The sequence below is a fragment of the Bradyrhizobium sp. 191 genome (genome assembly GCF_023100985.1).
GTDB lineage: Bacteria > Pseudomonadota > Alphaproteobacteria > Rhizobiales > Xanthobacteraceae > Bradyrhizobium > Bradyrhizobium diversitatis.
This window is the reverse complement of record NZ_CP064692.1, coordinates 6157928-6184377: the sequence shown is the minus strand read 5'-3', so window position 1 is coordinate 6184377 and position 26450 is coordinate 6157928. Positions and strand designations below refer to the sequence as shown.

21 protein-coding genes are annotated in these 26450 nt (G+C 63.9%); 8 read left to right on the top strand and 13 right to left on the bottom strand.

Annotation, left to right across the window (positions count from 1 at the left end; genetic code table 11):
- The first annotated feature begins 371 nt into the window (after positions 1 to 371).
- Together IVB23_RS28915 and IVB23_RS28910 are read left to right on the top strand one after the other, a co-directional pair.
- Positions 372 to 1097 carry a hypothetical protein gene (locus tag IVB23_RS28915; protein ID WP_247800908.1) on the top strand — a complete coding sequence of 242 codons (726 nt, stop codon included), beginning with the start codon at positions 372 to 374 and terminating at the stop codon, positions 1095 to 1097.
- Between the two features lie 173 nt (positions 1098 to 1270).
- The gene (locus IVB23_RS28910; RefSeq protein ID WP_247800907.1) at positions 1271 to 2764 is read left to right on the top strand and encodes a hypothetical protein; all 1494 of its coding nucleotides are present in this window, start codon (positions 1271 to 1273) and stop codon (positions 2762 to 2764) included.
- 228 nt (positions 2765 to 2992) lie between these two features.
- Here the strand turns inward: IVB23_RS28910 and IVB23_RS28905 are convergent, their stop codons facing one another.
- The gene (locus tag IVB23_RS28905) at positions 2993 to 3157 is read right to left on the bottom strand and encodes a Flp family type IVb pilin (RefSeq protein WP_061880846.1); all 165 of its coding nucleotides are present in this window, start codon (positions 3155 to 3157) and stop codon (positions 2993 to 2995) included.
- Positions 3158 to 3569: 412 nt separating this feature from the next.
- Here IVB23_RS28905 and IVB23_RS28900 point away from each other — a divergent pair, with 412 nt between their 5' ends.
- The 4 genes from IVB23_RS28900 to IVB23_RS28885 all read left to right on the top strand — a co-directional run bounded on the left by IVB23_RS28900 (position 3570) and on the right by IVB23_RS28885 (position 9245).
- Positions 3570 to 5081, top strand: a complete 1512-nt coding sequence (locus IVB23_RS28900; protein WP_247800906.1) for a hypothetical protein — start codon at positions 3570 to 3572, stop codon at positions 5079 to 5081.
- Positions 5078 to 6352, top strand: a complete 1275-nt coding sequence (locus tag IVB23_RS28895) for a glycosyltransferase family 87 protein (RefSeq protein WP_247800905.1) — start codon at positions 5078 to 5080, stop codon at positions 6350 to 6352. The genes IVB23_RS28900 and IVB23_RS28895 overlap by 4 nt, the downstream gene beginning before the upstream one ends.
- Before the next feature lie 110 nt (positions 6353 to 6462).
- The gene (locus tag IVB23_RS28890; RefSeq protein ID WP_247800904.1) at positions 6463 to 8025 is read left to right on the top strand and encodes a hypothetical protein; all 1563 of its coding nucleotides are present in this window, start codon (positions 6463 to 6465) and stop codon (positions 8023 to 8025) included.
- 224 nt (positions 8026 to 8249) lie between these two features.
- The gene (locus tag IVB23_RS28885; protein WP_247800903.1) at positions 8250 to 9245 is read left to right on the top strand and encodes a glycosyltransferase family 2 protein; all 996 of its coding nucleotides are present in this window, start codon (positions 8250 to 8252) and stop codon (positions 9243 to 9245) included.
- A gap of 76 nt (positions 9246 to 9321) precedes the next feature.
- Here the strand turns inward: IVB23_RS28885 and IVB23_RS28880 are convergent, their stop codons facing one another.
- The gene (locus IVB23_RS28880; RefSeq protein WP_247800902.1) at positions 9322 to 10767 is read right to left on the bottom strand and encodes a hypothetical protein; all 1446 of its coding nucleotides are present in this window, start codon (positions 10765 to 10767) and stop codon (positions 9322 to 9324) included.
- 69 nt (positions 10768 to 10836) lie between these two features.
- Between IVB23_RS28880 and IVB23_RS28875 the strand changes: the two genes are divergently transcribed.
- A protein-coding gene (locus tag IVB23_RS28875) for an IS5 family transposase (RefSeq protein ID WP_247800519.1) occupies positions 10837 to 11588 on the top strand; the annotation gives its coding sequence in 2 pieces (ribosomal slippage) (positions 10837 to 11167 and positions 11167 to 11588; 753 coding nt in all).
- Between the two features lie 405 nt (positions 11589 to 11993).
- Positions 11994 to 12860: an alpha/beta hydrolase gene (locus IVB23_RS28870; RefSeq protein WP_247800901.1), complete on the top strand. Its 867-nt coding sequence runs from the start codon at positions 11994 to 11996 to the stop codon at positions 12858 to 12860.
- 173 nt (positions 12861 to 13033) lie between these two features.
- Here IVB23_RS28870 and ftsH read toward each other — a convergent pair whose 3' ends face one another.
- From ftsH to IVB23_RS28815, 11 genes are all read right to left on the bottom strand, one after another.
- Positions 13034 to 14956, bottom strand: coding sequence for an ATP-dependent zinc metalloprotease FtsH (gene ftsH, locus IVB23_RS28865; protein WP_061880851.1), 1923 nt, complete (start codon positions 14954 to 14956; stop codon positions 13034 to 13036).
- A 276-nt stretch (positions 14957 to 15232) separates the two neighbouring features.
- Entirely contained in the window at positions 15233 to 16288 is a 1056-nt protein-coding gene (gene tilS / locus IVB23_RS28860; protein WP_197968505.1) for a tRNA lysidine(34) synthetase TilS, read from the bottom strand.
- A gap of 81 nt (positions 16289 to 16369) precedes the next feature.
- Positions 16370 to 17425 (bottom strand): tol-pal system protein YbgF, encoded by a 1056-nt coding sequence (ybgF, locus tag IVB23_RS28855; RefSeq protein WP_247800900.1) that lies wholly within the window; start codon positions 17423 to 17425, stop codon positions 16370 to 16372.
- 188 nt (positions 17426 to 17613) lie between these two features.
- A complete protein-coding gene (gene pal, locus IVB23_RS28850) occupies positions 17614 to 18102 on the bottom strand; it encodes a peptidoglycan-associated lipoprotein Pal (protein WP_018641585.1) in 489 nt (162 codons plus the stop codon).
- 244 nt (positions 18103 to 18346) lie between these two features.
- Positions 18347 to 19108, bottom strand: a complete 762-nt coding sequence (locus tag IVB23_RS28845; RefSeq protein ID WP_247800899.1) for a hypothetical protein — start codon at positions 19106 to 19108, stop codon at positions 18347 to 18349.
- 162 nt (positions 19109 to 19270) lie between these two features.
- Positions 19271 to 21601 (bottom strand): EAL domain-containing protein, encoded by a 2331-nt coding sequence (locus IVB23_RS28840; protein WP_197969548.1) that lies wholly within the window; start codon positions 21599 to 21601, stop codon positions 19271 to 19273.
- Positions 21602 to 21860: 259 nt separating this feature from the next.
- The gene (tolB, locus tag IVB23_RS28835; protein ID WP_247804985.1) at positions 21861 to 23204 is read right to left on the bottom strand and encodes a Tol-Pal system beta propeller repeat protein TolB; all 1344 of its coding nucleotides are present in this window, start codon (positions 23202 to 23204) and stop codon (positions 21861 to 21863) included.
- Between the two features lie 41 nt (positions 23205 to 23245).
- Positions 23246 to 24205 carry a hypothetical protein gene (locus IVB23_RS28830; protein ID WP_061880856.1) on the bottom strand — a complete coding sequence of 320 codons (960 nt, stop codon included), beginning with the start codon at positions 24203 to 24205 and terminating at the stop codon, positions 23246 to 23248.
- Positions 24206 to 24208: 3 nt separating this feature from the next.
- A complete protein-coding gene (tolR, locus tag IVB23_RS28825; protein WP_027573098.1) occupies positions 24209 to 24658 on the bottom strand; it encodes a protein TolR in 450 nt (149 codons plus the stop codon).
- A gap of 145 nt (positions 24659 to 24803) precedes the next feature.
- Complete coding sequence (gene tolQ / locus IVB23_RS28820) at positions 24804 to 25520, bottom strand: protein TolQ (RefSeq protein ID WP_028180156.1); 717 nt, start codon at positions 25518 to 25520, stop codon at positions 24804 to 24806.
- 385 nt (positions 25521 to 25905) lie between these two features.
- On the bottom strand, positions 25906 to 26427 hold the full coding sequence (locus IVB23_RS28815) for a flavodoxin (RefSeq protein WP_247800898.1): 522 nt from the start codon (positions 26425 to 26427) through the stop codon (positions 25906 to 25908).
- Positions 26428 to 26450 lie beyond the last annotated feature (23 nt).

The following is a 26450-nucleotide window of genomic DNA, read 5'->3' as shown; positions in this document are numbered from 1 at the left end:
TCGACGGCATTTTGTCGAGACCGCCGTCCAAACGCTGGGAGTTTGCCCGACTCAGCGCGGGATCGGCGTCACACCTGGCCGGTCCGTTCGACGTGCAACAAACCCATCGCGCGGCCGAACGAGTATTCTTCGAGGGCTTGGACCGCCAGTTCACAATTTGGATTCAGTGGTCGCTGTTCCGCCTGTGATTGCGCTGCGATCATAGATTTATAGGTTCATCTATCATATTCACAGCCTTACGTTGATTTCAGTCGCGCGCAGTGTGCTGATGGCGTCGACCCTCACTGCCGGGGCAATTTCGAAAGTTCGAGCGAGATCGGCGCTGTCGATCTGCGGCGTAGGGGGTCTCATGGACGAACGGAGCGTGCGACATGAATCGGCTCCTAGGCCTCGCGCTCATTTGCTTTCTGATGCTGACGTCAGACCGCGCGGCAGCCAGCGACTTATTTTCGGTGCGGTGTGAAGGTGGCGTTCCTGCTCGTCCCTACTTCGCGACATTCGACGTCGAAGCGAAAGCTGTCGTCTTTGAAACACCACCGATAGACCTCGAAACAAATTTCGGCATCACTACACGTTCTGGAGAAATCATTTCCAAGAACGATGGAAAGATCGAATTCATGCTGCGCGTTCGTCCAGGTCGGATCGACCTGATCTTTGATAGCAACAAGAAGACGATGACTTGGCCGGGACTCGACGACCCCACCTTTCGGCCGACATTAACCCATCCGTGCACTGTCACGCCCCCGAGAAGCATTTTGAGCTTCGGGGTTCGCGATCCCATTCTGAATCCGATCTCTGTACGCTGTGAACACACAGGCGCTGTGTACTTCACGATGGATGCCGCTTCGAAAACAGCACTCTATGAGCGTGGCAAGGAGGGAAGGGGGTTTCGCGGTGAAGTGACCGATGCCGGCCAGGATGAAGTCACGCTGTCGATGAATTTCGAGGTCCCCCGCCAGGTCGTATGGAGCAGAAGCCGCCAGACCATCACGATTGAAGGCATCGATGGCGATGCAGCGCGACCTCGCACCGTCGTGCAATGTCAAGAAGTCCCGCCTCGAACAATGATGGAATTTTATAGAGCCCCACAGCGGTAAGATGCAAATGCGGATGCGAGCGCGACGCAGCTCGGAGCTGCACGTAAGCAGATGGTAAACGCATCCTTGCACCGCCAGACATGGAAGACCGGTGCGGTTTACCCCAACTTAAAGGCGATCATGCTCAGGTCGGGATGCGCCGTTGCGCGCGATCGCCCACCCCCGAGACTCCAATGTCGATTTCCGTCATCAGCAGCGTTCCCGTCCGCGGCGTCGCGCGCTGGCTGTTGCCGGTCTGCATCGGCGTCGGTGTCTACCTGTTCTTCCTGGGCGTCGGCGACATCATGCTGCGGGATTCGGATACGCTGTGGCAGATCAAGATCGGGCAGTGGATCCTCGAACACCGCGCGATGCCCTACACCGACATTTATTCGTTCACGCGCGCCGGCGAGGCATGGATCTCGAGCTCCTGGCTGTCGCAAGTCCTGTTCGCACTGGTCTACGAGCCATCGAACTGGTCGGGCGTGGTCATCCTGACATCGCTCGCGATCGGCGCGACCGCGGCGATCTTCGTTTACCTGCTCGAGCCCTATCTGGAGCCGGCACGCGCTTTCGTGCTTGTCACCCCGCTCCTCTTCATGTCGATGGGTCATTTTCTCGCGCGCCCGCACATGCTGGCGCTGCCCGTCATGGTGGCCTTCGTCGGCGGGCTGCTGGCGGCCGCCGATCGGCGCAGCGCGCCGTCCTGGCTGTTGCTGCCCCTGATGGCGCTGTGGGCCAATCTTCACGGCGGCTTCGTCATGGGCCTCGCCCTGATCGGAGCCATCGGCCTCGATGCGATCGCGTCCTGCGATCGCAAGGACCGGTTTGCACTGGCGGCGCGCTGGGCCGTGTTCGGCCTTGCCGCGCTCGCCGCAAGCTGCTGCACGCCCTATGGCTGGAACACGCTGCTGGCGTCGACCAAGATCCTCAGCCTCGGCAAGCTGCTCTCGCTGATCTGGGAGTGGATGCCGGCCGACTTCAGCTCGCTCGACCTGTTTGGCGCCAGCCTGCTCGGCTTGATCGCCATCGGCTATTGCAGCGGGGTGGTGCTGTCATGGACCCGCATATTCCTGCTGCTCGGGCTGATCTGGGCGGCACTCAACCACGTCAGAAACATCGAGGCCTTCGCGCTGTTGACGCCCCTCGTGCTGGCCAAACCGTTCGCCGAACATTTCGGAGTGACGCGAGCGCCCGCGCTGAAGGGAAACGAGGCGCGGCCCTCCTTTGCCCTGACCGCAATCGCGGCGCTGGCCATCGTCGCGGCCGGCTGGAGCATCACGCGGTCCTATGCCACGCCGAGCCGGTATGCGTTCATCGGCAATCAATCACCGGCGGCCGCGGTCGACGTGCTCGAAAAACGGCGCGCGCAACGGATCTTCAGCACCGCTCCGATCGGCGGCTATCTGATCACCCGCAACATCAAGAGCTTCATCGATGGCCGCGCCGAACTGTATGGCGAGCGGTTCGTGCTCGACTATTTCGATGCCGTCGAGGGCAAGAACGTGGACACACTGCTGCGCCTGCTCGAGACCTACCGGATCGACGCGACGCTGCTGAACACCACCGTTCCCGCCGCCAGAATCATGGACCATCTGCCGGGATGGAAGCGGCTCTATGCGGATGATATCGCCGTGGTTCACGTCCGCGACGACGCGCCGGTGCAGTCACCCTCCGCGTCACGCTGACTGCCGAACGGGACCGCCAGCTGGAAACCGTTCGCTACGGCCATCCTTTGCGAGCCTGCGGCGGGGCTCTCAGGTCGCTTTTGCGGCGAAATGTCCGGCTCACAATGAGGCGCTGGCGAAGCTGCGTCCAGGATCATGCTCGCTAACGCCATCCGGCTGCAGGCGCCTCGTACGAAAAAGAGCCCCGCCAGGGACGGGGCTCTCGAAAATTCGCAGCTCGTCCTGGCCTTACTTGAGGCTGGTCGAGATCGAGGTGAACTTGGTGTTCAGCGCGGTGCCGAGATTGTTGACGACGGTGATGATCGCCAGCGCGATGCCGGCAGCGATCAGGCCGTATTCAATGGCGGTGGCGCCGGATTCATCCTTCACGAAACGCGCAACGAGGTTCTTCATGGAGTGCTCCAAATGGGTACACGAGGCTTACAACTGATCTGGTCTTTTCGGCTTCCCAGCGCCGCCCGACCATGGAACCGAACGTAGAGGCAAAGAATTGCGCCGCAGTTAATCCGACTACGTAAACATCGGGTGGTTTGCGAGTATTCGCCGATGGTAAATCGAAATCCAAAACAACCCGTTAAATTGTCGGGACACGGCCCAGCGCGGCCGATTTACCCGAAGTTATTGACCGCCATGGTCCAATGCCGCCCGCTCGGACTGAAGCGCGATGAGATGACCAGTTCATCGCGCTTCAGGTGATTGTTTGAGCGTGATCTCCTCGGAATACCGCTACGTACTTTGCGCTAACGCGGCCCTCCGGGTCCGGATCATGCCCGACCCGACGAGAACAACAGGACGACGAGGCGGCATGTCCCTTTCCCTTGCCAACAGCATCGCGGTTCAGAGCCGCGCGCGGGCTCTGGTGCCCCTGTGCGTCGGTGCCGGCGCGTACCTGTTCTTCCTCTATCTCGGCGACACGCTGCTTCAGGATTCCGACTCGTTCTGGCAGATCAAGATCGGGCAATGGATCCTCGATCACGGCGCCGTGCCGTACAACGACTTCTACTCTTTCACGCGCACCGGCGAAGCCTGGATCTCGACATCGTGGCTGTCGCAGGTCTTGTTCGCATTCTCCTCCGCGCACTGGGGCTGGGCGGGCCCCGTCATCATCACCGCGGTCGGTGTCGCGCTCACCGCCGCCATCTTCGTCCATTTCCTCGACGCGCAGATCGAGGCACCGCGCGCGGTGCTGTTCGCGATGCTGGCGCTGCTGCTGTCGATGCATCACGTGCTCGCCCGTCCGCATATCCTGGCGCTGCCCGTCATGGTGGGGTGGGTCGGCTTGCTGATGGCCGCCGCCGACCGCAAGAGCGCGCCGTCCTGGACCTGGCTCCCGCTGATGGCGCTCTGGGCGAACCTGCACGGCGGCTTCGTGCTGGGCCTCGCGCTGATCGGTCCGATCTCGCTCGAGGCGGTCGAGCATGCCGAGAAGGGACGGCGGCTTGCCCTGTTCATGCGCTGGGTGCTGTTCGGAATCGGTGCGCTGATCGCGAGCTGCTGCACACCCTACGGCTGGCGGACGCTGCAAGGCGCGACCAACATCCTCAGCCTCGGCGAGCTGCTGTCGCTGATCTTCGAATGGATGCCGGCGAACTTCGCCACGTTCACCTCGTTCGAAGGCGCCCTGCTCGGCCTGATCGCGTTCGGCTATTATCGGGGCCTCGTGCTGTCGGCGCCCCGGATCTTCCTGATCCTGTTCCTGACCTGGAGCGCGCTGACCCATGTCAGAAGCATCGAGGCATTTGCGTTCCTGGTGCCGCTGGTGCTGGCAAAGCCGCTCGGCCAGATGTTCCCGCGCCGGGCGCCCGACGCCGCAGACGCCGACCGCTGGCCGGCCCGCCATGTCACTGCGCTCGGCGCGCTGATGATCGTGGCGGCAGGCTGGACCTCGACGTCGCTCTATCTGGCACACCACCGCTTCACCTTCACGATGACGCAGACGCCGGTGGCGGCGGTCGACCTGCTCGAGCAACGCAAGGTGCGGCGCATCTTCAACGCCTACCAGTTCGGCGGCTATCTGATCTCGCGCGACATCCCTGTCTTCGTCGATGGCCGCGCCGAGCTCTATGGCGAGAAATTCGTCGTGGACTTCTTCAAGGCGACGGAAGGCAAGAAGCCCGAATTGCTGCCGCGCTTGTTGGATGAGTACAGGATCGACGCGACGCTCCTGGTGGCCGACGCGCCGGGCCCGCAGATCCTCGACCAGCTCAAAGGCTGGAAGCGGATCTATGCGGACGACATTGCGGTGGTCCATGTGCGGGACGACGGGCAGGCCGGCGTGGCGCCGGGAGCTGAGATCCCGAAGGATGCTCGCAAATGAGCATGTCCCTTCAGCCGCCGATATCCGCTCCGGCGCGTCGCCGGATCGAAATCCCCCTGATGTTCCTGCCGGCCTTGTCGATCGCTGCGCTGTTCGGCTGGGGCATCCTGGTCTCGACCTTCGTCCATCCCGGATGGATCGGACTGAACCACATCGCCCCCGGCACTGACTGGATGGTGTTCTACGGCGCCATCAGATCGATGCTTGCCGGCAAGCTCGCGCTGGTCCTCGATGCCGAGGCATTCACCGCGCATCTCAACCAGTCGTTCGCATCATGGCTTACGGTGCCCCTGGCGTTCCGCCCATGGTTCTATCCGCCCAGCTTTCTCGTTCTGCTGCTGCCGTTCGCTCCGCTCGGTTTTGCCGGCTCCTATGTTGCATTCCAGGCTGCGACCGCAGGCCTCTTGGCTTGGGCGCTTCGCAACCGCGCCGAGCAGCCGCAACTGACGCCCTACATCATCGCTGCCGTGCTGGTCTCGCCATCCGCATCGCTCAATCTGGCCGATGGACAATGCGCGTTTCTCGTCGCCGCACTGCTGGTGGCGGGCGTCAGACTACTCGGACCGCGGCCGCTCCTTGGCGGCGCCATCCTCGGACTCCTGAGCTTCAAGCCGCAATTCTTTCTGCTCGTTCCGTTCGCGCTGCTGGGTCTGCGCCAATATCGCGGCCTGTGTGCGGCTGCATGCTCGGCATTCGCACTGGCGCTCGCAAGCGTCATGATCTTTGGCATCGAGCCGTGGATTCGGTGGATACCACAGGCGTTCAACAATCTGGTCAGCCCCGACGAGAAATGGCTGGCCTATGGCCGCATCTGGGGTCACAGCGTATGGGCCTGCGCGGTACTGCTGGGCGTGCCGGAGCGGCTGGCCTCGATCCTGCAACTGGGCGCGATCGTATCGAGCGCGGCAGCAACCTTCGTGGCGTTTCGCTCCTCGCTGAACAGCGGCAGCAAGTTGATCGTGTTGCTTGCGGCAACCGTGCTGGCGGCCCCGCATTCGGGCCCCTATGATGCGACGCTGCTGGCGGTCGCCATCGTGCTGTGGCTCGCCGCATCGATCGATGCGCCGCGCCTTCTCGACTGGCTGATCGGGCTCGGCATCTGGATGGTCCCGCTGCTCAGCCCTGCGGTTTATGTACCTGCTGGACGCCTATCACCGCTCCTCACCATCGCTCTCATCGGCCTCGTGTTCGGAAGGTTGCATAGCCAGGCGAAGTCTCGCGAGTCGGGAATTCCGCCGCTGTCTTCAATTCGATCGACCGCTTGCGATTAGGCCCGCGACCGAGACTCCGTGCAGGCATCCGGATCCGGGCGACGGCCGGTCCTTGCAGACGTGACGCAGACAAGACCTCGCACACCGCTCAGACCCAACGATCCCACGACATGGTTTCTTCCAACAGGCCGACCTTGACCATTCCGGATCGTCTCCGCTCGGACCGATCCGTGGCGATTGGCGTTCTTGCAATGCTGGCGGCCGTCTCGTTTCTTCCGGTGCTGCTGACCCCGATCCCCGCGATGGTCGATTATCCCAATCACCTCGCCCGCATGTACATTCTGAGCCAGAACGGCACCTCCAACGCCAATCCGCATTACGAGGTAGTGTGGGCGTTCTATCCCAATCTCGGGATGGATCTGCTGGTCCCTCAGATGGCGCGACTGATGAGCGTCGAGAACGCCACACGGCTGTTTCTGCTGCTGAGCCAATTGCTGATCGTCGGGGGCGCGCTGCTGCTCGAATGGACCCGAAAGGGACGGATTCATCTTGCCGGCTTCGCTGCGCTCGCTTTCCTCTACTGCCTGCCGTTCAGCTGGGGTTTCGTGAATTTCGAGTTCGGACTGGGCCTCGCGCTCTGGGGCATCGCCGTCTATCTGATGCTGGCAGAACGCCCATGGCCGCTGCGTTTCGGCGCCAACCTGGTCTTCGTCGCTGCACTGTTCGTGGCGCACTTCTTTTCACTGGGCATCTATGGCGCGACGCTTGGCCTCTATGAGCTCTGGCGCCTCCGCCATCAGCGAATTGCGTACCCGGTCGCCGCTGCGCGGCTCGTCGCTCTGGCCCTGCCGGCGCTGGCGCTGTTCGTGGTCATGCATCTGACTGCCGGCTCGATCGGAGGGGAAGGTTCGAGCTGGTTCCTCGGGTTCAAGCCGATTTGGCCGCTCCGCATCATGAACGGCTACAATCTGACGGCAGCGGCGGCGACCGGGCTGACGCTCGCGATCCTGCTGTACTTCGCCACCAGACGCGGCTTCCTCAAGCTCGAGCCAGCCGGGATCTGGATCGCGATCGGCCTTGCGCTGCTGTACCTGGTCATTCCGTCGAGACTGTTCGGAACCTCGTTCGCCGACCTCCGCATCATTCCCGCCGCGGCCCTGATCCTGCCCGCCTTCTGCTCGCTGTCGCTGCCCGGACGAGCGTGGAACATGGCTGCGCTCGCTGCGATCAGCGGCATCACGTTGATCAATCTCGCCGTCGTCCTCGCGGTGTGGCTGCCTTACCGTGCCGACTATGCGGCCATCATCGAGTCGTTCCACAAGCTCGATCGCGGCTCGCGCGTCCTGGTTGGCAGCACCGGCGACAATGGAGATCCGCCCTTCGCCGACCTCACTTCCTATCCGATGTACTATGCGCCGACGCTGGCCGTGCACTATGCCGACGCGTTCGTGATCAATCTCTTCACGGAAACCGGCAAGCAACCCGTACGGACACGCGAGGCCGTGCGCCGTCTTGCGCTGTCCGACGGAGGAATAGTGCCGTCAGGGCTGCTCGTTGCGATTGCGGCAGGCCAGCCGCCGGCGAACGCCCCTCCCCTCGTCCGCACGTGGTACCGGGACTACGACTATCTCTATTTGGTTGGGCCGCCTGCCGCGAATCCGCTGCCGGATCTGCTCCAGCTGTTGGACAGTTCGGATCGATTTGTTCTGTACAGGATCCGTCGCCGGTCCTGAAGCGCGACGAGATCGGGATTGGATCGTCCTTGTGCGCTCGGCACAACGCGGACAATCAGGCACCATCCAGCTGCTCCCGCCCTCTCGTTTCCGATCGCATCTCCGGGTACTCTAAACCCGCGACATGGGCCCCGGAGCAATAGATCCTTAATCGTTGCGACAAGGCGACCTTAACCACCGGCGCGTTAGAGTCCCGCTCCTGAAACACAGTTGGAATCTTTCGCATGGCGTCCAGGCCCAGATCGATCCACTACAGCCTCGTCATCCCCGTGTTCAACGAGGAAGCCGTGCTGCCGGTCCTGCTGCGCCGCCTCGATCAGGTCATGTCGCGGCTCGACGGGCCGGCAGAAGCGATCTTCGTCGACGACGGCAGCCGCGATTCCAGCTCGATCGTGCTGCAGGCGCTCGCCACGCGCGACCCGCGCTATCGCTATATCGGCCTGTCGCGAAATTTCGGTCACCAGGTCGCCATCACCGCCGGTATGGACGCCGCGCAGGGTGACGCGATCATCGTGATGGATGCCGACCTGCAGGATCCGCCCGAAGTGATCGAGCAACTGATCGCGAAATGGCAGGAAGGCAACGACGTCGTCCACGCCCGCCGCCTGTCGCGCGAGGGGGAAAGCCGCTTCAAGCGTGCGACCGCGCATCTGTTCTACCGGCTGCTCGGCCGGATGTCCTCAGTCGGCATCCCCGCCGACGTCGGCGACTTCCGCCTGATCGATCGCAAGGTGCTCGAGGCCCTTCGGCAAATGCCGGAGCAGGATCGCTTCGTGCGCGGCATGATCGCCTGGCTCGGCTTCCGGCAGGCCGAGGTCGCCTTCCACCGCCTCGAGCGCGTGGCGGGCGAGACAAAATACCCGCTGTTCAAGATGGTACGGCTCGCGATGAATGCCGCACTTGGCTTTTCCGACCTGCCCTTGCGGCTGGCGATCTGGTGCGGATTGTCGGTCTCCGGACTCGCAATGCTCTACGGCGGCTGGGTGGTGCTGATGTGGCTCAGCAACGACAGCCACCTCGTGACCGGCTGGTCGTCGACGATCGTCCTCGTGTCGCTGCTGTGTGGAATCAACATGCTGATGACGGGCATCGTGGGGCTCTATGTCGGGCGCATCCACGCCGAGGTGAAGCGCCGCCCGCTCTACGTGGTGCAGACGCGAGCCGGCTTCGATCGCAACGAGGCGGCGGCCCCACCCGCGATCCACGCCATCAACGAGTGACTCGGCGACGCGTGACAAGGCGCCGGACGGGCGTGTTGTCCGGAGGCCGATATGTCGGATTCGACACGCCCTTTGCCTATCTTTGCGGCGTCTCCCGCCGCTTGTGCACGACCGCCACGTCGTCGCTGTAGACGCGCTGCCACGCGGGCAGCCGGTCGAGCATCGCTACTGCCGGTGTATGCGGTGCGAGCAACGTCGCACCGATGCGGTATTCCTCCAGCAAGTCGAGAAAATCTCCGAGATCGATCAGCGCCAGTGCCCGATTGTAGCGGTCGATGAACGGTCCGCCGTACAGTTCGGCGCGACCATCGATGAAGGTCGGTATGCCGGCAAAGATCAAATAGCCGCCAAAGGAATAGTCGTTGAGCACGGGCCCAGCCTTGGCGAGATCGGCTCCAGCAATGGCTGCCTGAGGCGTGATGGTCGGAGCCGGCCTGACGTCGTGCGCCAGGGCGACTCCGCTCGCCGCGATCAACACGCCGAGCCCGGCCAGAGTGAGGCCGCGCGGCGCGACGACCGCATCGTCCGCGGCCGCACCGCCGAACCGCCGCCCCAGAGGGGCTGCCAGATAGAGCGGCGCCAGCATGGCCAACAGATCGGCATTGCGCATCTGCGCCAGCGAGAAATGGAGCAGGCCCAGCACCACAAGGACGCGCACGACCGGCAGCGTCACGCCACGCGAGAGCGCAAAGATTCCAGCCAGCAGCAGCAACTCGAAGGCCCCGACATGGCCGAAATCCTGCGGTCGCCATTCCGCGATCCAGGCGAGCGCGGGGCCGAGGCCGAGTGTCGTCAGCGGCATGAGCAGCGGTTCCGGCCCGTGGGGCGTCAGGCAGGAGGCTGCGACTGCGAGTGCCGTGAAGGGTAGCCACCGCAGCAGCACGCGCGGCCATTCGCTTGGCTTCTCGCGCAGCAGCGCCTCGAGCCCTGCAGGGCCGATCAGCCCGAGAGCCAGCACCCCACTGCCGTGAAGATTGGCCCACAGCACCAGCAGCGGCAGGGCCCAGTATGGCGGAGGCCCTCCACGATCCATGCAGCGCACCAGGGCGGCCGCCCAAATCACCATGATCGGCAGGACGAGGACGTGCGGCCGCGCCAGCATATGCGGCGCCAACAGGATGACGGCGGCAATCACCATGAGCAGCGTCTGGGTCGGCGAAAGCTCACGCAGCAGGAAAAAGGTCAGCAAACCAAAGGCGAGCGCTATCGCCGCCGCGGCGACGACGACGACGCCCGGCCAGCCGGAAATTATGTACGCGGCCGCGTAGATGACCTCCGAGAGCCATTCGAAGGTGATCCAGGGCGCGCCATGCTTGGAAAATGAAAAGGGATCGCTCGTCGGCAGGGCGCCATGCGCCATGATCCAGCGCCCGAGCTCGACATGAGAATAGGTGTCGGGATCGCCGAGCAACCGCGGCCCGGCGACGAGCAGCGCCGCATAGACGCTGAGGCCCACCAGCCAAGGGAGCGCTGCACGTGCCGAAAACGGTTGAACCGCGCTGTGGACGACCTGGTCAGACATGGCGAGCCAAACTAGGGCCTGTTTGGATTCAGGATTCTCATTTGGGCTTGGCTGTGATTCAAGCTTGGGATGAACCGATTCGTTTTGACTGACGCCCAATGGGCGAAGATGGAACCACATTGTCTTGGCAAGCCGGCTGATCCCGGCCGGAGCGGCAAGAACAACCGGCTATTTGTCGAAGCAGTCTTGTGGATCGCCCGGACAGGCAGCCCATGGCGCGATCTGCCGCGCGCCTTCGGCAACTGGATAACCGTATACACGCGTTTCCGCGACTGGGCGAAGGCAGGTGTCTGGAAGCGTCTGTTCGATGCGGTCTCGGACGAGCCGGACATGGAATACGTCATGGTCGATGCCACCATCGTCAAAGTCCACCGCCACGGACAGGGCGCAAAAGGGGGACGCAAAACCAAGCCATCGGCCGCTCGAAAGGCGGTATGACCACCAAAATCCTGGCACTTACCGACGCGCTCGGTAATCTCGTGCGTTTCGTGCTGCTGCCCGGCCAGCGCTTCGACACGGTCGGCGTCTCGCCGCTTATCGAAGGGCTGGCCTTCGATGCGCTGATCGCAGACAAGGCGTTCGACAGCAATGCCATCATCGCCGACCTCGACAAGCGCGGCGCCAAGGTGGTCATTTCCCAGCACCCACGTCGCGCCAAGCCTCTCGCCATCGACAAGGAAATGTACAAATGGCGGCATCTGATCGAAAATTTCTTCTGCAAGCTCAAGGAATTCAAGCGGATCGCCATGCGCGCCGACAAAACCGATTTGAGCTTCGAAGCAATGATCAATCTGACCGCCGCCGTGACAAACTCAAGATGAATCCAAACAGACCCTAGAACGCAAGCGTTAAGTTCTTATTGAGTGTTCTCGCATTCGCGCCAAGGCGGCTAGCCGGGTCGTCGCTGCTGCTCCCGCCGAACAGTCTTGCCAGGCCGGTCTGCGCGATCAATCGGGGGCTGCTGCGTGCCGCACTCCTCGTATCGCCCGCCACCCTCGGCGGCGTTGGCTTTGCAATCTGGCCGGCATTCGCCGCGGCAACGAGCGCCACGAGATCGCGATGCCGGATCGCAACCTGTCCCGCCAGACCATCTCCGGCATGGTGCCGCTCGCCGCGCAGCTCGGCTGGCCGCGTGAGTTTTCACTTCTCTGTGCGGACCGTCTCGGGAGCTGACGCGCAGGTTCTGTCATGCGGTACGATCGGATGGTCGAAGGGAAAGGTGTGTCATGCTGCTTCGCAATCTCTTCATCGCACTTCTCGTCACGGTCTCGATCACGACGGCGCAGGCGGCGCCGCAATGGCTCAGCCTGCCGCCGACTCCAACCTTGCCCAAGGCGGCGCAGAGCGGCTTCGCACCCGTCAACGGCATCAAGGTCTGGTACGCCATCTTCGGTCGCGGCCAGCCCGTCCTGTTGCTGCATGGCGGCCTCGCCAACGCCAACTACTGGGGCCATCAGGTCCGCGCGCTGCAACGGCAATATCAGGTCATCGTCATGGAGAGCCGCGGCCATGGCCGCAGCAGCCGCAACCAGGAGCCATATGGCTATGATTTGATGGCCTCGGACGTGATCGGGCTGCTCGATCATCTCAAGATCAGGCAGGCTGCGATCGTCGGCTGGAGCGACGGCGCGATCATCGGCCTCGACGTCGCCATGAGGCATCCGGAGCGGGTGAGCAGGCTGTTCGCCTTCGCGGCGAACTCGGACCCGTCAGGCGTGGCGGATATTGCGTCGAGCGACGTCTTCAATGCCTACATCGCCAGGGCCGGCGAGGAGTACAAGCGCCTTTCGTCGACCCCGACCGAGTACAAGGGGTTTGTCACGGAGATCACCAAGATGTGGGAGAGCCAGCCGAAGTGGACGGCTTCGGACCTCGCGACAATCAAGGTGCCGACCTGGATCGTGGATGGCGATCACGACGAGGCGATCAAGCGCGAGAACACCGAGTTCATGGCCGCGAGCATTCCGGGCGCCGGCCTCCTGATCCAGCCAGATGTCAGTCACTTCTCGTTCCTGCAGGATCCGGAGCAGTTCAACGATGACATGCTGCGGTTCCTCGCACGCGGCGCCAGATCCGGAGCAGCAGCGAAGTAAGGAGATCACAGGCGGGGCGAAGCGGACTTGTCCCGCCGTAGCTCTAAAAGCAAAGGTAGAGAGCCGCGCTGCCTCGGGGGCACGGGAGTGTAACTTCGAGGCGCAGATCGCCGCCGCCCAACAAAAAACGCGGCGTTTCCGCCGCGTTTTTCAATTCGGTCTGCCGCTTGCGATCAGGCCTGCGGCTGCGGCTCCAGGCCGGGATCCGGATCGGGCCGCGGGCGCGACTTGCCGGCCGGGGGCACCGCGGAGGCGCGCGGCGTGGTGGGCTCGAGCACGGATTCGCGGTTCGGCTTCTTGCCCTTGAGCAGGTCGACGATCTCGTCGCCAGTCAGCGTCTCGAATTCGAGAAGTCCCTTGGCGAGCGCTTCGAGATCGGCGTGCTTCTCGGTGAGGATGCGGGTCGCTTCCTTGTAGCCCTCCTCGACCAGACGCTTGATCTCGGAATCGATCTTCTGGACCGTCGCCTCGGACGCGTTCTGCGTGCGCGACACCGACATGCCCAGGAAGACCTCGTCCTGGTTCTCACCATAGGAGACGGTGCCGAGCTCTTCCGACAGGCCCCAGCGCGTCACCATCATACGGGCAAGGCGCGTGGCCTGCTCGATGTCGGAGGCGGCGCCCGAGGTCACCTTCTCGCGACCGAAGATCAGCTCTTCGGCGACGCGGCCGCCCATCATGATGGCAAGGCGCGAGGTCATCTGCTCCAGGGACATCGACAGCTTGTCGCGCTCCGGGAGCTGCATGACCATGCCCAGCGCACGGCCGCGCGGAATGATGGTCGCCTTGTGGATCGGATCGGTCGCGGGCACGTTGAGGCCGACGATGGCGTGGCCGCCCTCGTGATAGGCCGTCAGCAGCTTCTCTTCCTCGGTCATGACGAGCGACTTGCGCTCGGCGCCCATCATCACCTTGTCCTTGGCCTCCTCGAACTCGGCCTGGGTCACCATCCGCTTGTTGCGGCGGGCGGCGGTGAGCGCAGCCTCGTTGACGAGGTTCATCAGGTCGGCGCCGGAGAAGCCCGGCGTGCCGCGCGCGATCGTCTTGAGGTTGATATCCGGCGCCAGCGGCACCTTGCGAACGTGAACCTTGAGAATCTGCTCGCGGCCGACGACGTCCGGATTGGGCACCACGACCTGGCGGTCGAAGCGGCCCGGACGCAGCAGCGCGGGATCGAGCACGTCGGGACGGTTGGTCGCGGCGATCAGGATCACGCCCTCGTTGGCCTCGAAGCCGTCCATCTCGACCAGCAGCTGGTTCAGCGTCTGCTCGCGCTCGTCATTGCCACCACCGAGGCCGGCGCCGCGGTGACGACCGACAGCATCGATTTCGTCGATGAAGATGATGCAAGGCGCGTTCTTCTTGGCCTGCTCGAACATGTCGCGGACGCGGCTCGCGCCGACGCCGACGAACATTTCGACGAAGTCCGAACCGGAAATGGTGAAGAACGGCACGTTGGCTTCGCCCGCCACCGCACGCGCGATCAGGGTCTTACCGGTGCCGGGAGGGCCGACCAGCAGCACGCCGCGCGGAATGCGACCGCCGAGGCGCTGGAATTTGCCGGGGTCGCGCAGGAACTCGACGATCTCCTGCAGGTCCTGCTTGGCCTCGTCGACGCCGGCGACGTCCTCGAAGGTGACGCGGCCATGCGCTTCCGTCAGCATCTTGGCGCGCGACTTGCCGAAGCCCATCGCCTTGCCGGCGCCGCCCTGCATCTGCCGCGACAAGAAGATCCACACGCCGATCAGCGCGATGAAGGGCAGCCAGGAGACCAGCAGCGAGACGAACCAGGGCACATTGTCGCCCGGCGGCTTCGCAGTGATCTGCACCTTGCTGTCATAGAGGCGCTTCACCAGCGTCGGGTCGTTCGGCGCGTAAGTCTGGAAGCTCGAGCCGTTGGTGAAGGTGCCGTGGATATCAGGCCCCTGGATCACGACGTCGCGCACATTGCCGCGGTCAACTTCGCTCAGGAGCTGGGAGAAGGCGATGTCCTGCGAGGAGGCCCGCTGACCCGGATTCTGAAACAGCGTGAACAACGCCAACAGCAGCAAGACAATGATGACCCAGAGGGCGAAATTGCGCAGATTGGCGTTCATTGATCTTCCTTCGTGGTCGCGCGGATCGCAACCCTGATCCTTGGGCAGTGGCTTTGGTCAATGCGAGGAAATCCCAAGGAATCCTCTCGGTTAGACGGATACAATTTAGGTGCCGCCCCGGTCGCTGCCAAGGGAACGCGATGGGACTATTTATCCCATCTTAGCGCGATTCCCGCGGAAATAATGGCGCCCGATCGGGGGTTTTCCGGCCTGGTTAAGGTGGCCTGACGGCGCAGATGCGAAACGGCCGGTGCCATGATCCGCCCTCATTCGTGCTCATCTCCCGGTGCGCCGCCGGGCCGGTGCCGGCGCAATGTGGATACGCCCGCCGGCAAGGCTGATCAAGGCTCCCGCGAGGGTCTGCTTCAGGACCGGCCGGCCGGTCGCGCGGGCGCGGAGACTTGCGGCCACCGCCTGGTCCAGTGCGGACATCAGGGTTTCAACCTTGCCGAGTTCCGCCGGCCCTTCATGTCCGAGCGCGTTGATCGCCCGCAGCAGGAGCCGCAGCCGGACCTCCTCCGGCAGGGCGGCAAAGGCCGAGGCCTCGAAGCTTCGGCCCCCCACCTGCGGCGCAACGCCGCGATCCCGCAAACGGAGGAAGCGCTCGGCGCCGTCGGCCAGCACCTCGACCGCCGCATTGGCCCGCGCCAGCCTTGCCGCGAGCCGCGCCAGGTTGCGCGCATCGCCGCCCTCGGCCGCGAGCAGCGGCAGCAGCGCGCGCAGCCGCGGCCGGGTGAAGGCGGTGTCCCGGTTGGTGGGGTCCTCGGCAAAGCCGACCTTCGCCCGCCTCAGGGTCGCGATCAGCTGCGACTTCGGAACATCGAGCAGCGGACGCGCCAGCACGATTCCGTCGCGCTCGCTGAGGGGAGCCATGGCCGACAGCCCGGCAAGTCCGCTGCCGCGGAAGAGGCGCATCAACAGCGTCTCGGCCTGGTCGTCGCGGGTGTGGGCCGTCAGCACATGGCTCGCGCCCGCGGCACGCGCGGCGTCGGCGAGCAGACGGTAACGGGCCTCGCGCGCTGCCGCAGGCAGCCCCGCCTTCGGCTTTGTGCCGCGCCAGCGCAGGGTCCGGTGCGGCAGCCCGAGCCCGGCGGCGAGCCGCTTGACCTCGCGCGCCTCGCGCGCCGCCTCTCGCCGCAAGCCGTGATCAATCGTGACGACGGTGAGAAGCGGACCGCGCGCGAGGCTGCGCCGCCAGCGCGCCGCAAGCCACATCAGCGCGACCGAGTCGGGCCCGCCCGAGACCGCGAGCACCAGCGCCGGCGCAGCTCTCAGGCCGGCGAAGAGCCGCTTCGCCTCGCGCGCCGAGATCGGAGAATCATCGTCTGACATGACCCGGCCCAGCATCCTCGGCGGATGATCGCGATGTTTAGCGCAGCACCACCCGCGTTGTCAGGATAGAAACGCCGGGCCTCAGCACTTCACCCGCTTCTGCTCGCGATCGACCGCCGCTTTGACGCCGGCGGAGGCGCGCGGATATTTGCGGCCGACCTCGCCGAAGGCGGCGCAGGCGGCCTCCTTCTCCTTCAGCGCGGCGAGCGACTGCCCGAGCCGCAGCAGCGCATCCGGCGCCTTGGCCGATTTCTCGTATTTGGTGGTGACGGCGAGGAAGGCTTCCGCGGAGTCGCGGTATTGCTGGCGCTGGAAGTAGCTCTCGCCGAGCCAGTATTGCGCGTCCCCGACCAGCGGGTCGCTCGGAAACTTCTGGCCAAAATTCTTCATGGTCTGCTCGGCAAGCGCATAGTCCTTGCGCTGCATGTAGCCGATGCCGAGGTCGAACTCGTCGCGCGGCGTCGCCGAGGGCGGCAGGGTGGTCAGGCCGCCGCCGGCCGGCGCGGGATAGCCGGATTGGGCCGGCGGATAACCGGGCTGTGCGGCGGGCGGCACGCCTTGCTGGTAGCGGGGGCTGGTGTTGGCGAGATCGAGCGGCTCGCCCGGGTTGCGGCCGCCGGCACCGGCTCCCGCCGGCATCGGCTGCTGCCCGCCGCCGAGCGCGCGCGGCGCGCCCGGCGCGTTCGGGTTCTGGTTCGGATCGAACGCATCGCCGCGGCGGCGCGTGCCGGGTGCGCCAGGCGCCGGCTGCTCCTGAATGATCGGCGCAGGGGCGGCGATCTGCGGCTGCTCGTAATTCGGCTGCGCGGCCGGCTGCTGCTGGCGATAGCCCGGCGTGACCTGGGTTGGTGCGATTTGGGCGGGCGGCATCGCCGCAACGTTCGGTGCCTGGCCGGGCGCGGCTTGCGCACCGCCTTCGAGCGCCCGCAGCCGCTCCTCGAGCTGGCGATTGCGATATTGCAGCTCTTCGTTCTGGCCGGTGAGCTGGCGCAGCTGGTTCTCCAGCCGCTCGATCCGCATCTCGGGGTCGGCGTCATCCGACTGCGCGAAGACCGGTTGCGCAAGTGCGGGCGAGCACAAAGAGAGCAGCGCGGCGGTCGCCACGGTGCCGGTAAAGACCTTAATTCTGGATGACATCTTGCCCTGACGACAAAAGCGAAATGGCCTGCGACGGAACATTCGACGCGCCCCACATTGAAGTGGAGTACGCCAAAAATGTGACTGCTACCAAGCGGTTTCTGTCACAGAATGCTGAAACGAAACCGGCGCCCGAGAGGGCGCCGGCATAGTCCATTTCCGAAGCTGAACGGCGGCTGACTGAAGCGTCAGGAGCTCGCGTTCAAGACGGTGACGGCGCGCCGGTTCTGCGACCAGCAGGAGATGTCGTTACAGACGGCCACCGGCCGTTCCTTGCCGTAGGAGATCGTGCGCATGCGGTTCGGATCGATGCCGCGCGAGGCGAGGAACGAGCGCACCGACTGGGCTCTCCGGGCGCCGAGCGCGATGTTGTATTCGCGGGTGCCGCGCTCGTCGGCATGACCTTCGATGGTGAAGCTGTAGCGCGGATAGGTCTGGAGCCACTGCGCCTGCTTCTCCAGGGTCACGATCGCCTGCGGGGTCAGATCGGTCTGGTCGCTTTCGAAGAACACGCGGTCACCCACGTTGACGACGAAATCCTGCTGGCTGCCGGGCGTCGCCGCATTGGCCATCGCATCCGTCGCGGCATTTTTGTTGGCGCAGGCGCCCATCGACAGCGCGACGGCGAGCACCGCGGCCAGCTTCAATCCCTGGAGGATACGCATAGGATGTTTCATTCCGGAGCCTCCACGCTCACGTTAGTCCACTGCTGTCCGGTCTACAGGGGGTTGGTTAAGCGAACGTTCCGTCAACCTTGACGGAACCTTGCCTCAGCCGCTCAAATGCCCCCAGTCAGCGAAAAGCAACCGTCATGGTTAATGAGTTGTAAATGTGGCGCCAGGGTGAAGGCAAGCCGCGCCGACCGGCAAAAGCGCCGGCTTCTGCAGGAATTTTGAGCTGAATCGAGAGGGGGACCGCCCCCTAGTAGGCCGAACCGACCGCCGGAGCCGCCACATCCCGGTTCCGCGGCGTGGTCACCAGCGCCGGCCGCGTTGCAGCCTGGCGCGCGTTGCTGCGTGTAAACAGCATGCGCCGCTCAAACGCGCTGGAGCGCATGATCGGGAAACGCGTCAGGATCTTTTCCCGGACCTTGGGATAATCCGAGGCCATCAGCACGGCCTTCTGCGTCGGCCAGCCCGGAAATGAACGCGGCTCGGTGAGAGTCTCGGACAGGAACACGCGGCGGTAGAACGCCTGATGATCGGTCCGCACCATCGAGAGCCCGACATCGGCATTGAAATGCTCGCAGGCAACGAAGGGAAGCCGGACCGTCAGATAAGGCAGTTCGGGGAACCGCTGTTGCATTTCGGGATCGGCAACGAATCGACACGGATCGACAAAGACCTCGCCCCGATCCAGCCGAGGATGCAGGACGTCGCCGAACACCTCCGTGGTGTAGGACATCCGGCATTCGGACGTCAGAACGTGGATTCGAACTGAACTGCAGAGCTCGTCGTCGACGTAGACGCCGAAATTCCAGACGTTGGGCGCGTCGTCGAAACGGTCCGTCACCCGCTGCGACTCCGACGGCGGGATCAGTCCGGCCTGCAGATAAGCGCGGTAGCGCATCAAGTACAGGTTGTCCTTGTCCTCGGGAGTTTCGATGAGTCGGTAATCGATGCGGTCAAACAACGCGGCGCCGCGTGGAAGGAGCGCCGCGCTCGGTTCGGCTCCGGACTTCATCTGCTACCTCTAAACTCAAAGCAACTTCCGCGAGTAGTAGCAGATTAATGGTTCCTTAACGAAATTGCAAAGCATTAGAGTTGTTAGGGTTAACCTTTTGGGGCCCGCAAGACTACGGAGCTGGCGGGAGCCGATTGCAATGAAGGAGCCGCGACGAAGGGATCAGGCCGATCGCGACGACGCGATGGCGAGCTGGTCGTCAGGCATGCGACGGCCATGCGAGGCGTTGAGCAATTGACGGACGCGCACCGCCGGAACCGGCCGGCTGAACAGGTAACCCTGCCCTTCCGTCACGGTGCCGTCGGCGCTGATCAGCTCGAGCTGTTCGTTGGTCTCGATACCTTCGACCACGACGGCCATGCCGAGGTCGGCGGACAGCCGCGCGACGCCGCGCAGCAGCGTCAGCGGCCGGTCGGTATCGATGCCTTCGAGGAAGGAGCGGTCGATCTTCACCTTCTGCATCGGGAAATTGTGCAGGTAGCTGAGGCTGGAATAGCCGGTGCCGAAATCATCGAGCGAGATACGCACGCCGAGCGCACGCAGTTGCGACAGGATGTCGTGGGTGAGCTGGGTGTTGCGCAGCAGCGACGATTCGGTGATCTCGATTTCCAGTCGATGTGCCGGCAGGCCCGACACTTCGAGCGCGTAGCGGATTTCGCTCAGGACGTCGCGCTGGTGGAATTGCTGCGGCGAGAAATTGACGGCAACGCTGACGCCGTCCGGCCACTTCATGCATTCCATGCAGGCGCGGCGCAGGATCCAGCGCCCGAGATCGACGATCAGGCCCATGTCCTCGGCGACCGGGATGATGTCGACCGGCGAGACCGTGCCGCGCACCGGATGATTCCAACGCAGCAACGCCTCGCAGGTGGTGATCTTGCCGGACTTCAGATTGACCAATGGCTGGTAGAACAGCTCGAATTCCTCGTTCGAGAGCGCCTTGCGCAGGTCGAGCTCGAGGATGCGACGGGCCTCGACGGTCGCCGCCATCTCGTCGCGGAAGAAGCAGAAGGTGCCGCGGCCGTCGGCCTTGGCTCGGTACAATGCCATGTCGGCATTCTTGAGCAGCGTATCGGCGCTGATCTCGCCCGGGGAAGTCAGCGCGATGCCGACGCTGGCGCCGATCTCGACCAGATGATTTTCGATACGGTAGCGCTCGCTCAGGCGTTCGACGATACGGCGGGCAAGCGCCGAGGCGTCCTCCGGCGAAGAGATGTTCTGCTGGAAGACGACGAACTCGTCGCCGCCGAAGCGGGCGACGAAATCCTCGGGGCGCAGCATCTCGCGCAGGCGATTGGCGACCGCACACAGAAGCTGATCGCCGCAGGGATGACCCAGCGTATCGTTGACCTGCTTGAACTGGTCGAGATCGACGAAGAGCAGAGCCGACAGACGCTCCGAATGGCGCGCGACTGCGAGCAAACGCTCGATCTCGTCCCGAAAATTGACACGGTTCGGGAGCGCCGTGAGATCGTCGTAGCGGGCCAGATGGCTGATCCTGGCCTCTGCGTTGCGGCGCTCCGTGATGTCCTCGAGCAGCAAAACCGCACCGCCATCAGCCATCGGCTGGACGGTCCATGACAGCGAACGATTCCTGTGCGGATCGGGGTCGGCGGTGATGATTTCGTTCGCCTGGGCGGTTTCGATGTCGGAGATGATCGCCTCGCCGCTGGCCGCCGAAATCGATCCCGCTTCGACGCATGCGGCGATGATGTCGCGCGCAGTCGTGCTGGTCTGGGTCAGATTGTCGGGCAGATTCATCATCGCGCCAAAGCGGTGGTTCATCACCGCGAGCTGGCCGTCGATGCGAAACATGCAGAGCCCGTGCGGCATGTTGTTGAGGGCCGTGTCGAACTGGCCGGCGAGCGCAGCCTCGCGCTCGCGCGCGACAACGGCGCGCAGGAATATCCTGTGCAGATTGCCGGAGAGCCGCATGACCGAAAGGAGGAACGCGGCGCACACGACCGACATCGCCATGTAGTAAGGCGTGGCGTGCAGCGCCAGCGCGATCACGGCCGGTCCGAATATCAAGGTGGCCTGCAGACGAAATATCCACTGCCGTCCGTAAGCCCTCCCCGCTCCTCCCGCCACGATTCCGGTGGTGACCGAGAGGGCAATCATGTGAGCAATGGCGTCCTCATTGCTCAGCAGGGTCGTGGAACACCATAGACCGATGGCGGCGGCCTGGATGAGCGCTCCGATCTGGTAGCGCTGCTGCCAACGCGCCGCTTGTTCTGCGCTCAGAACCGATTTTCTGGCCTGGTACCGGCTCAAATCGAAGGCGCGTATGGCTCCCGCAAGAATGAGCAGCGGGACAAATAGCCAAAGCAGCGTCTGTCCCGTCTTGAGCGCCGTCAAGGAGGCCGAGAACGCCGAGAACACTATGCCGGTAAGCACTGTGCCGGGCGCCTCGAACAGCGAATCGGTCAGCGCCGCCGAAATCGTCGGCGAGGCCTGTTCCTCCTGCTCTCCGCTCTGGCTAGCGAACTGCATGTTGGTGTGTACGCGCGTCCTGGTTGGGCGCGTAGTTCTAACCCAACTGAGATGAAGCCTTTCTGAGGGAACATCGTTAAAGTCGAGTTGTTTTTCGGCAATAGCGAACTGATTTTCGCTTAGATATCAGGCAGCTAGGCAAGCCTTGCCGGGCACAAGGTGAAGGAAGTCTTGCCGTGCGCTGCGAACTCGAAAAAATCGGCGCGTTTTTTCGAAAACATCGCGCGTCTGAACACGCGATGTTTTAGCTGCGCTCCCGTCAGCCCGACGTCGAGGACAACAGCGGCGACCATGCCGGGTCCGAGGCAAAGCCCGGCGTCGGCACCTTCAATTCGTTGCGGCCGGAGATGTCGACCGAGTACAGCGACGGCCCACCATTGCCGCCGGGATCGCGGAAGAACATCAGCACGCGGCCGTTCGGCGAGAAGGTCGGGCCCTCGTTGTGGAAGCCGGAGGTGAGCAGCCGCTCGCCCGAACCGTCCGGCTTCATGACGCCGATCGAGAACTGCCCGCCGCCTTGCCTGGTGAAGGCGATGTAGTCGCCGCGCGGCGACCACACAGGCGTCGAATAGGTGGCGTTGGTGTCGTCCTTGGAGAAGGAGATGCGCTGCGCAGCGCCCCCGCCCGCAGCCATCACATAGATCTGCGAGCGGCCGCCGCGATCGGACTCGAAGCAGATGCGGGTGCCGTCCGGCGAGTAAGACGGAGACGTGTCGATGGCCGGCGTGTCGGTGAGGCGCGTGGTCGAGCGCGAGCGCAAATCCATCACGAACAGGTTGGAATTGCCGCCCTGCTGCAGGCTCATGATGACGCGCTGGCCGTCCGGCGAAAAGCGCGGCGCGAAGGTCATGCCGGGGAAGTTGCCGACGATCTCGCGCTGGCCGGTCTCGATGTTGTAGAGATAGACCTTCGGATCGCCCTGGCCGAACTCCATGTAGGTGATCTCTTGCGAGTTCGGCGAGAAGCGCGGCGTCAGCACGAGGTCGGAGCCGCGGGTCAGATAGCGCACATTGGCGCCGTCCTGGTCCATGATCGCGAGCCGCTTGACGCGGCGCTCCTTCGGCCCGGTCTCGTCCACGAACACCACGCGGCTGTCGAAATAGCCTTTCTCGCCGGTCATCCGCTCGTAGATCTGGTCGGAGATGATGTGGGCGATGCGGCGCCAATATTCGGGCGAGGTGAAATATTGCTGGCCGGCAAGCTGCTGGCCGGAGACCACATCCCACAGGCGGAATTCGGCCTTGAGCCGGCCGTCCGGCTGCCGCGTCATGCGGCCGGTGACGAGGGCCTGGGCGTTGATGGTCTTCCAGTTCTGGAATTGCGGCGCGACGTCGATGTTGCTGATGCGCTCGATGAAGGCGGCCTGGTCGATCGGCGCGAACAGGCCCGAGCGCTTCAGATTGTTGGTGATGACCTGGGTGACACCGTTGCCGACGTCGCCGTCGGAGGGCGAGCCCGGCACAAAATTGGTGATCGCGATCGGGACGGGCTGAAACTCGGTGGGATCGATGCGCAGTCGCGGCTGCCCCTGAGCCAAGGCGTGTCCGCCGCCGAGCATCGCGAGCGTCGACCCGGTCAGGGTCATGAAGCGGCGGCGGTTCATCGATCGGGCATCATTCATCGCAAAATTCTTTGGTTCGGATGTCACAACATATCTTTCAGACCGAAAGTCATCGGAATGAGCTTCCAGCTCTCGTATTGCTGCTTCGGCATGAACGAATAGACCTGGCACTGCACGATGGCGCGCTTGGCGCTCTCCGCCACCGCCTGCGCGATCGACCGCGACGGTCCCCGCACAGCGACGACGATCGGCTCGGCAGCCAACGATCCGTCGATCTTCATGGGAATGTCGATGTCGGCTTCATACTGGTCAGCATCCTGCCCGTTATAGGTCGGCGTGAAGCAGCGCTTGACCGCGCCCTGGAAAGCACCGCGCCAGGTCGCGACGTTGGCGACGGCCGTCCCGGTCGCCGCTCCCAACGACGCCGACGCATTCAGCGCCGATCCAGTCAGTTCGTGCCGTGTCGTGGCGCGCTTGTCGAGGTCGCGCTGGATCTGCGCGGGGTCGAAGGTGCGCTCCTTCGGCTTCGGCTGCTGCTGCGGCTGCACCGCCGCAACCTTCTGCTCCACGGGCTTGGGCGGCGGCTTCTTGGTGTCCAGCTTCTTCTGGAGCTCGGCGATCGGATCTTCCTTGGCCGGATCGGGCTTCTTTTCCTGCGGCTTCGGCTCTTCCTTTGGTTTCGCCTCGGTCACCGGCTTCGGCGGCTCGGGCTTCTTCTCGACCGGCTTCTCGACGGGTTTCGGCGGCGGCTCCGGCGTCGAGTTGGTCTTGATCAGCTCTTTCTTCTCGGTGACCTTGCCGACGGCATCTTCCTCGGGCTTGGCTTCCGCGATCTTCTCGACCTTGGGCTTCGGCTCTTCCTTCTTCCCGGTCTTCTGCCCCGCCATCATCTTCGCGAGTTGATCGGAAGAGATGATGTCAACCGGAAGCGACTCTTCCGGCGCGATGTAGGCCTTGCTGCTGAAGGTGACGAGCCCCCATCCCAGCACGAGGACGTGGAGGGCGATCGACGCAACGAGTGTCTTGTCGATGTTCACCTTCACCGCTTACCCCTGATCCGCTTCCGTGACGAGGGCGAGCTTCTTGAATCCGGCACCCGACAGCAGGCCCATGACCTTGGCCACCGTGCCGTAATCGGCCTTCTTGTCGGCGCGCAGGTAGATGCGTTCCTCGAGCCCGCCCCGCGCATCCGTGATCGCCTTGAGCTTCGGCACCAGTTCGTTCAGCGCGATCTCGGCATCATTGATGAAGACCTTGCCCTTGATGTCGACGGACATCTGGATCGGCTTCTGGTCGTTGTTTTCGAGGCTCTTGGCCTGGGTCTGGGGCAGGTCGAGCGGCACACCGACCGTCAGCATCGGCGCCGACACCATGAAGATGATGAGCAGCACCAGCATCACGTCGACCATCGGCGTGACGTTGATTTCGGCCACGACGGGCTTGCGCCGGCCGCGGCGTCCGCCGCCTCCGGATGAGCTCGCAACGTTCATCGCCATGATCGAGTGCCCAAATTGCCCTTCACAGTAGAGCCAATTCCGTTCCGATGAAATCGGAACGGGGCTCTGGATTCTTGTCTTGACGCGTTTTCTTCACGCGAACCGGTATCCACTTCGCTCGAAAACGCTCCTTACATGCCGTCCGTCAGCCCCGCTCGTCGATCTGACGCGACAGGATGGCGGAAAATTCATCAGCGAAGCCCTCCAGCCGCTGGGCCTGCCGGTTCACCTCGGACGTGAACTTATTGTAGAAAATAGTGGCAGGAATGGCGGCGATAAGGCCGACGGCGGTCGCAAACAGCGCTTCCGCGATACCGGGGGCAACAACCGCCAGAGAGGTATTTTTCGACGCCGCGATCGACTGGAAGCTCGACATGATGCCCCAGACCGTGCCGAACAGGCCGACGAAGGGGCCGGCGGAGCCGACGGTCGCCAGCACCAGCAGGCGCCGTTCCAGGCGCTCAACCTCGCGCGCGATCGAGACGTTCATGACCTTGTCGATGCGCATCTGCAGGCCCGCGACCGAGCGCGCATGGCTTTCGAAAGAACGCTTCCACTCGCGCATCGCCGCCACGAAGCAGGCCGCCATGGAATGCGTCGGCTTGGCCGAGAGCGTGCGATAGAGTTCCTCGATCGACTCGCCGGACCAGAACGCCTGCTCGAACCGGTCCATCGAGCGCCGGGTGCGCGCGTAAAGAAAGATCTTGTCGATGGCGATCGCCCAGACCCAGACCGAGCAGGACAGAAGTCCCAGCATCACCGCCTTCACGATCCAGTGAGCCTGCCAAAACAGCGCAATCAGCGACACGTCGGCGGAGGCGGCAACCGGAAGGGCTGACTGAGCCACGTCGGCCGGATTCATAAGCAGTATCCTCTCAAGGCGATCGTTACCTAATGTCCTTCGGCCAGCAAATCGCTGCCGGTGTCCCCAACAGCCGCGCTAGAGCCGGCGCGGCCGGCAAGTCCGCTCAAAGCCTTGTTCTTTCTGGGGTGCAGGGCTCGTCCAAAGCCGGCCGCCTGCATTCCCCGCCAAGATGTCAAAACTATGGGCCTCGACACGGCTTTGGGCGCGACTGTCCGCAATTACCAGAGCCCGGCGTTGGTTAATGCGCGGTTACCGGCAGCAAATTTGGCTGCCGGAAAGGGAGGTGGACCAAGGATTTGGCCCGGCGGCCCCGGGGCGGCGGCATCTGGCGGGGAGATCGAGGACAAGACCCGCGGTCCCGGAACCTGGTTTCGAACTCCGCTCAGGCCGCGTTCGTCGCTGCACTGCTGCGCCCGTTCCCAATGGCCCGCTGTATGGCCTCGACGAACGTGGCGAGCCGCGGTGCGTGGTTCGCCGATGCCACGTCGCGCGCAGTGAGGGAAAGACAATCAAGGGGCTGCTTGCCGACGAGCTCCCGCATCTGCCCGAACACCTGATCGCTGCCGGCCCCGCCAAGCGTACAGAAGAACGCCACCGCAGGCAGTTTCGAGCTGTTTGCGAGCAGGTAGGCACGGACGGGCGAAGACAGCGACCAGGCCCAGACCGGGGTTCCGATTACAACGAGATCGTAGCGAGATGGATCCCTGACGGTGGCGGCGATGCGCGATGGGATCTGCCGTCGCGCTTCCATGGCCGAGCGCAGATAACCGAATATCCCCTTGCGGCTACCAGCCTCGGTGATTTCCTCACTGTCACAGGACAGCGCAGCCGCCAGGGATTGAGCAACTTTGCGCGTCGTGCCGGTCCGGGAATAATAGACCACGAGAATCCTTGCGTTCGCCATCGTCGTGCTCCTCGCCTCTGCCC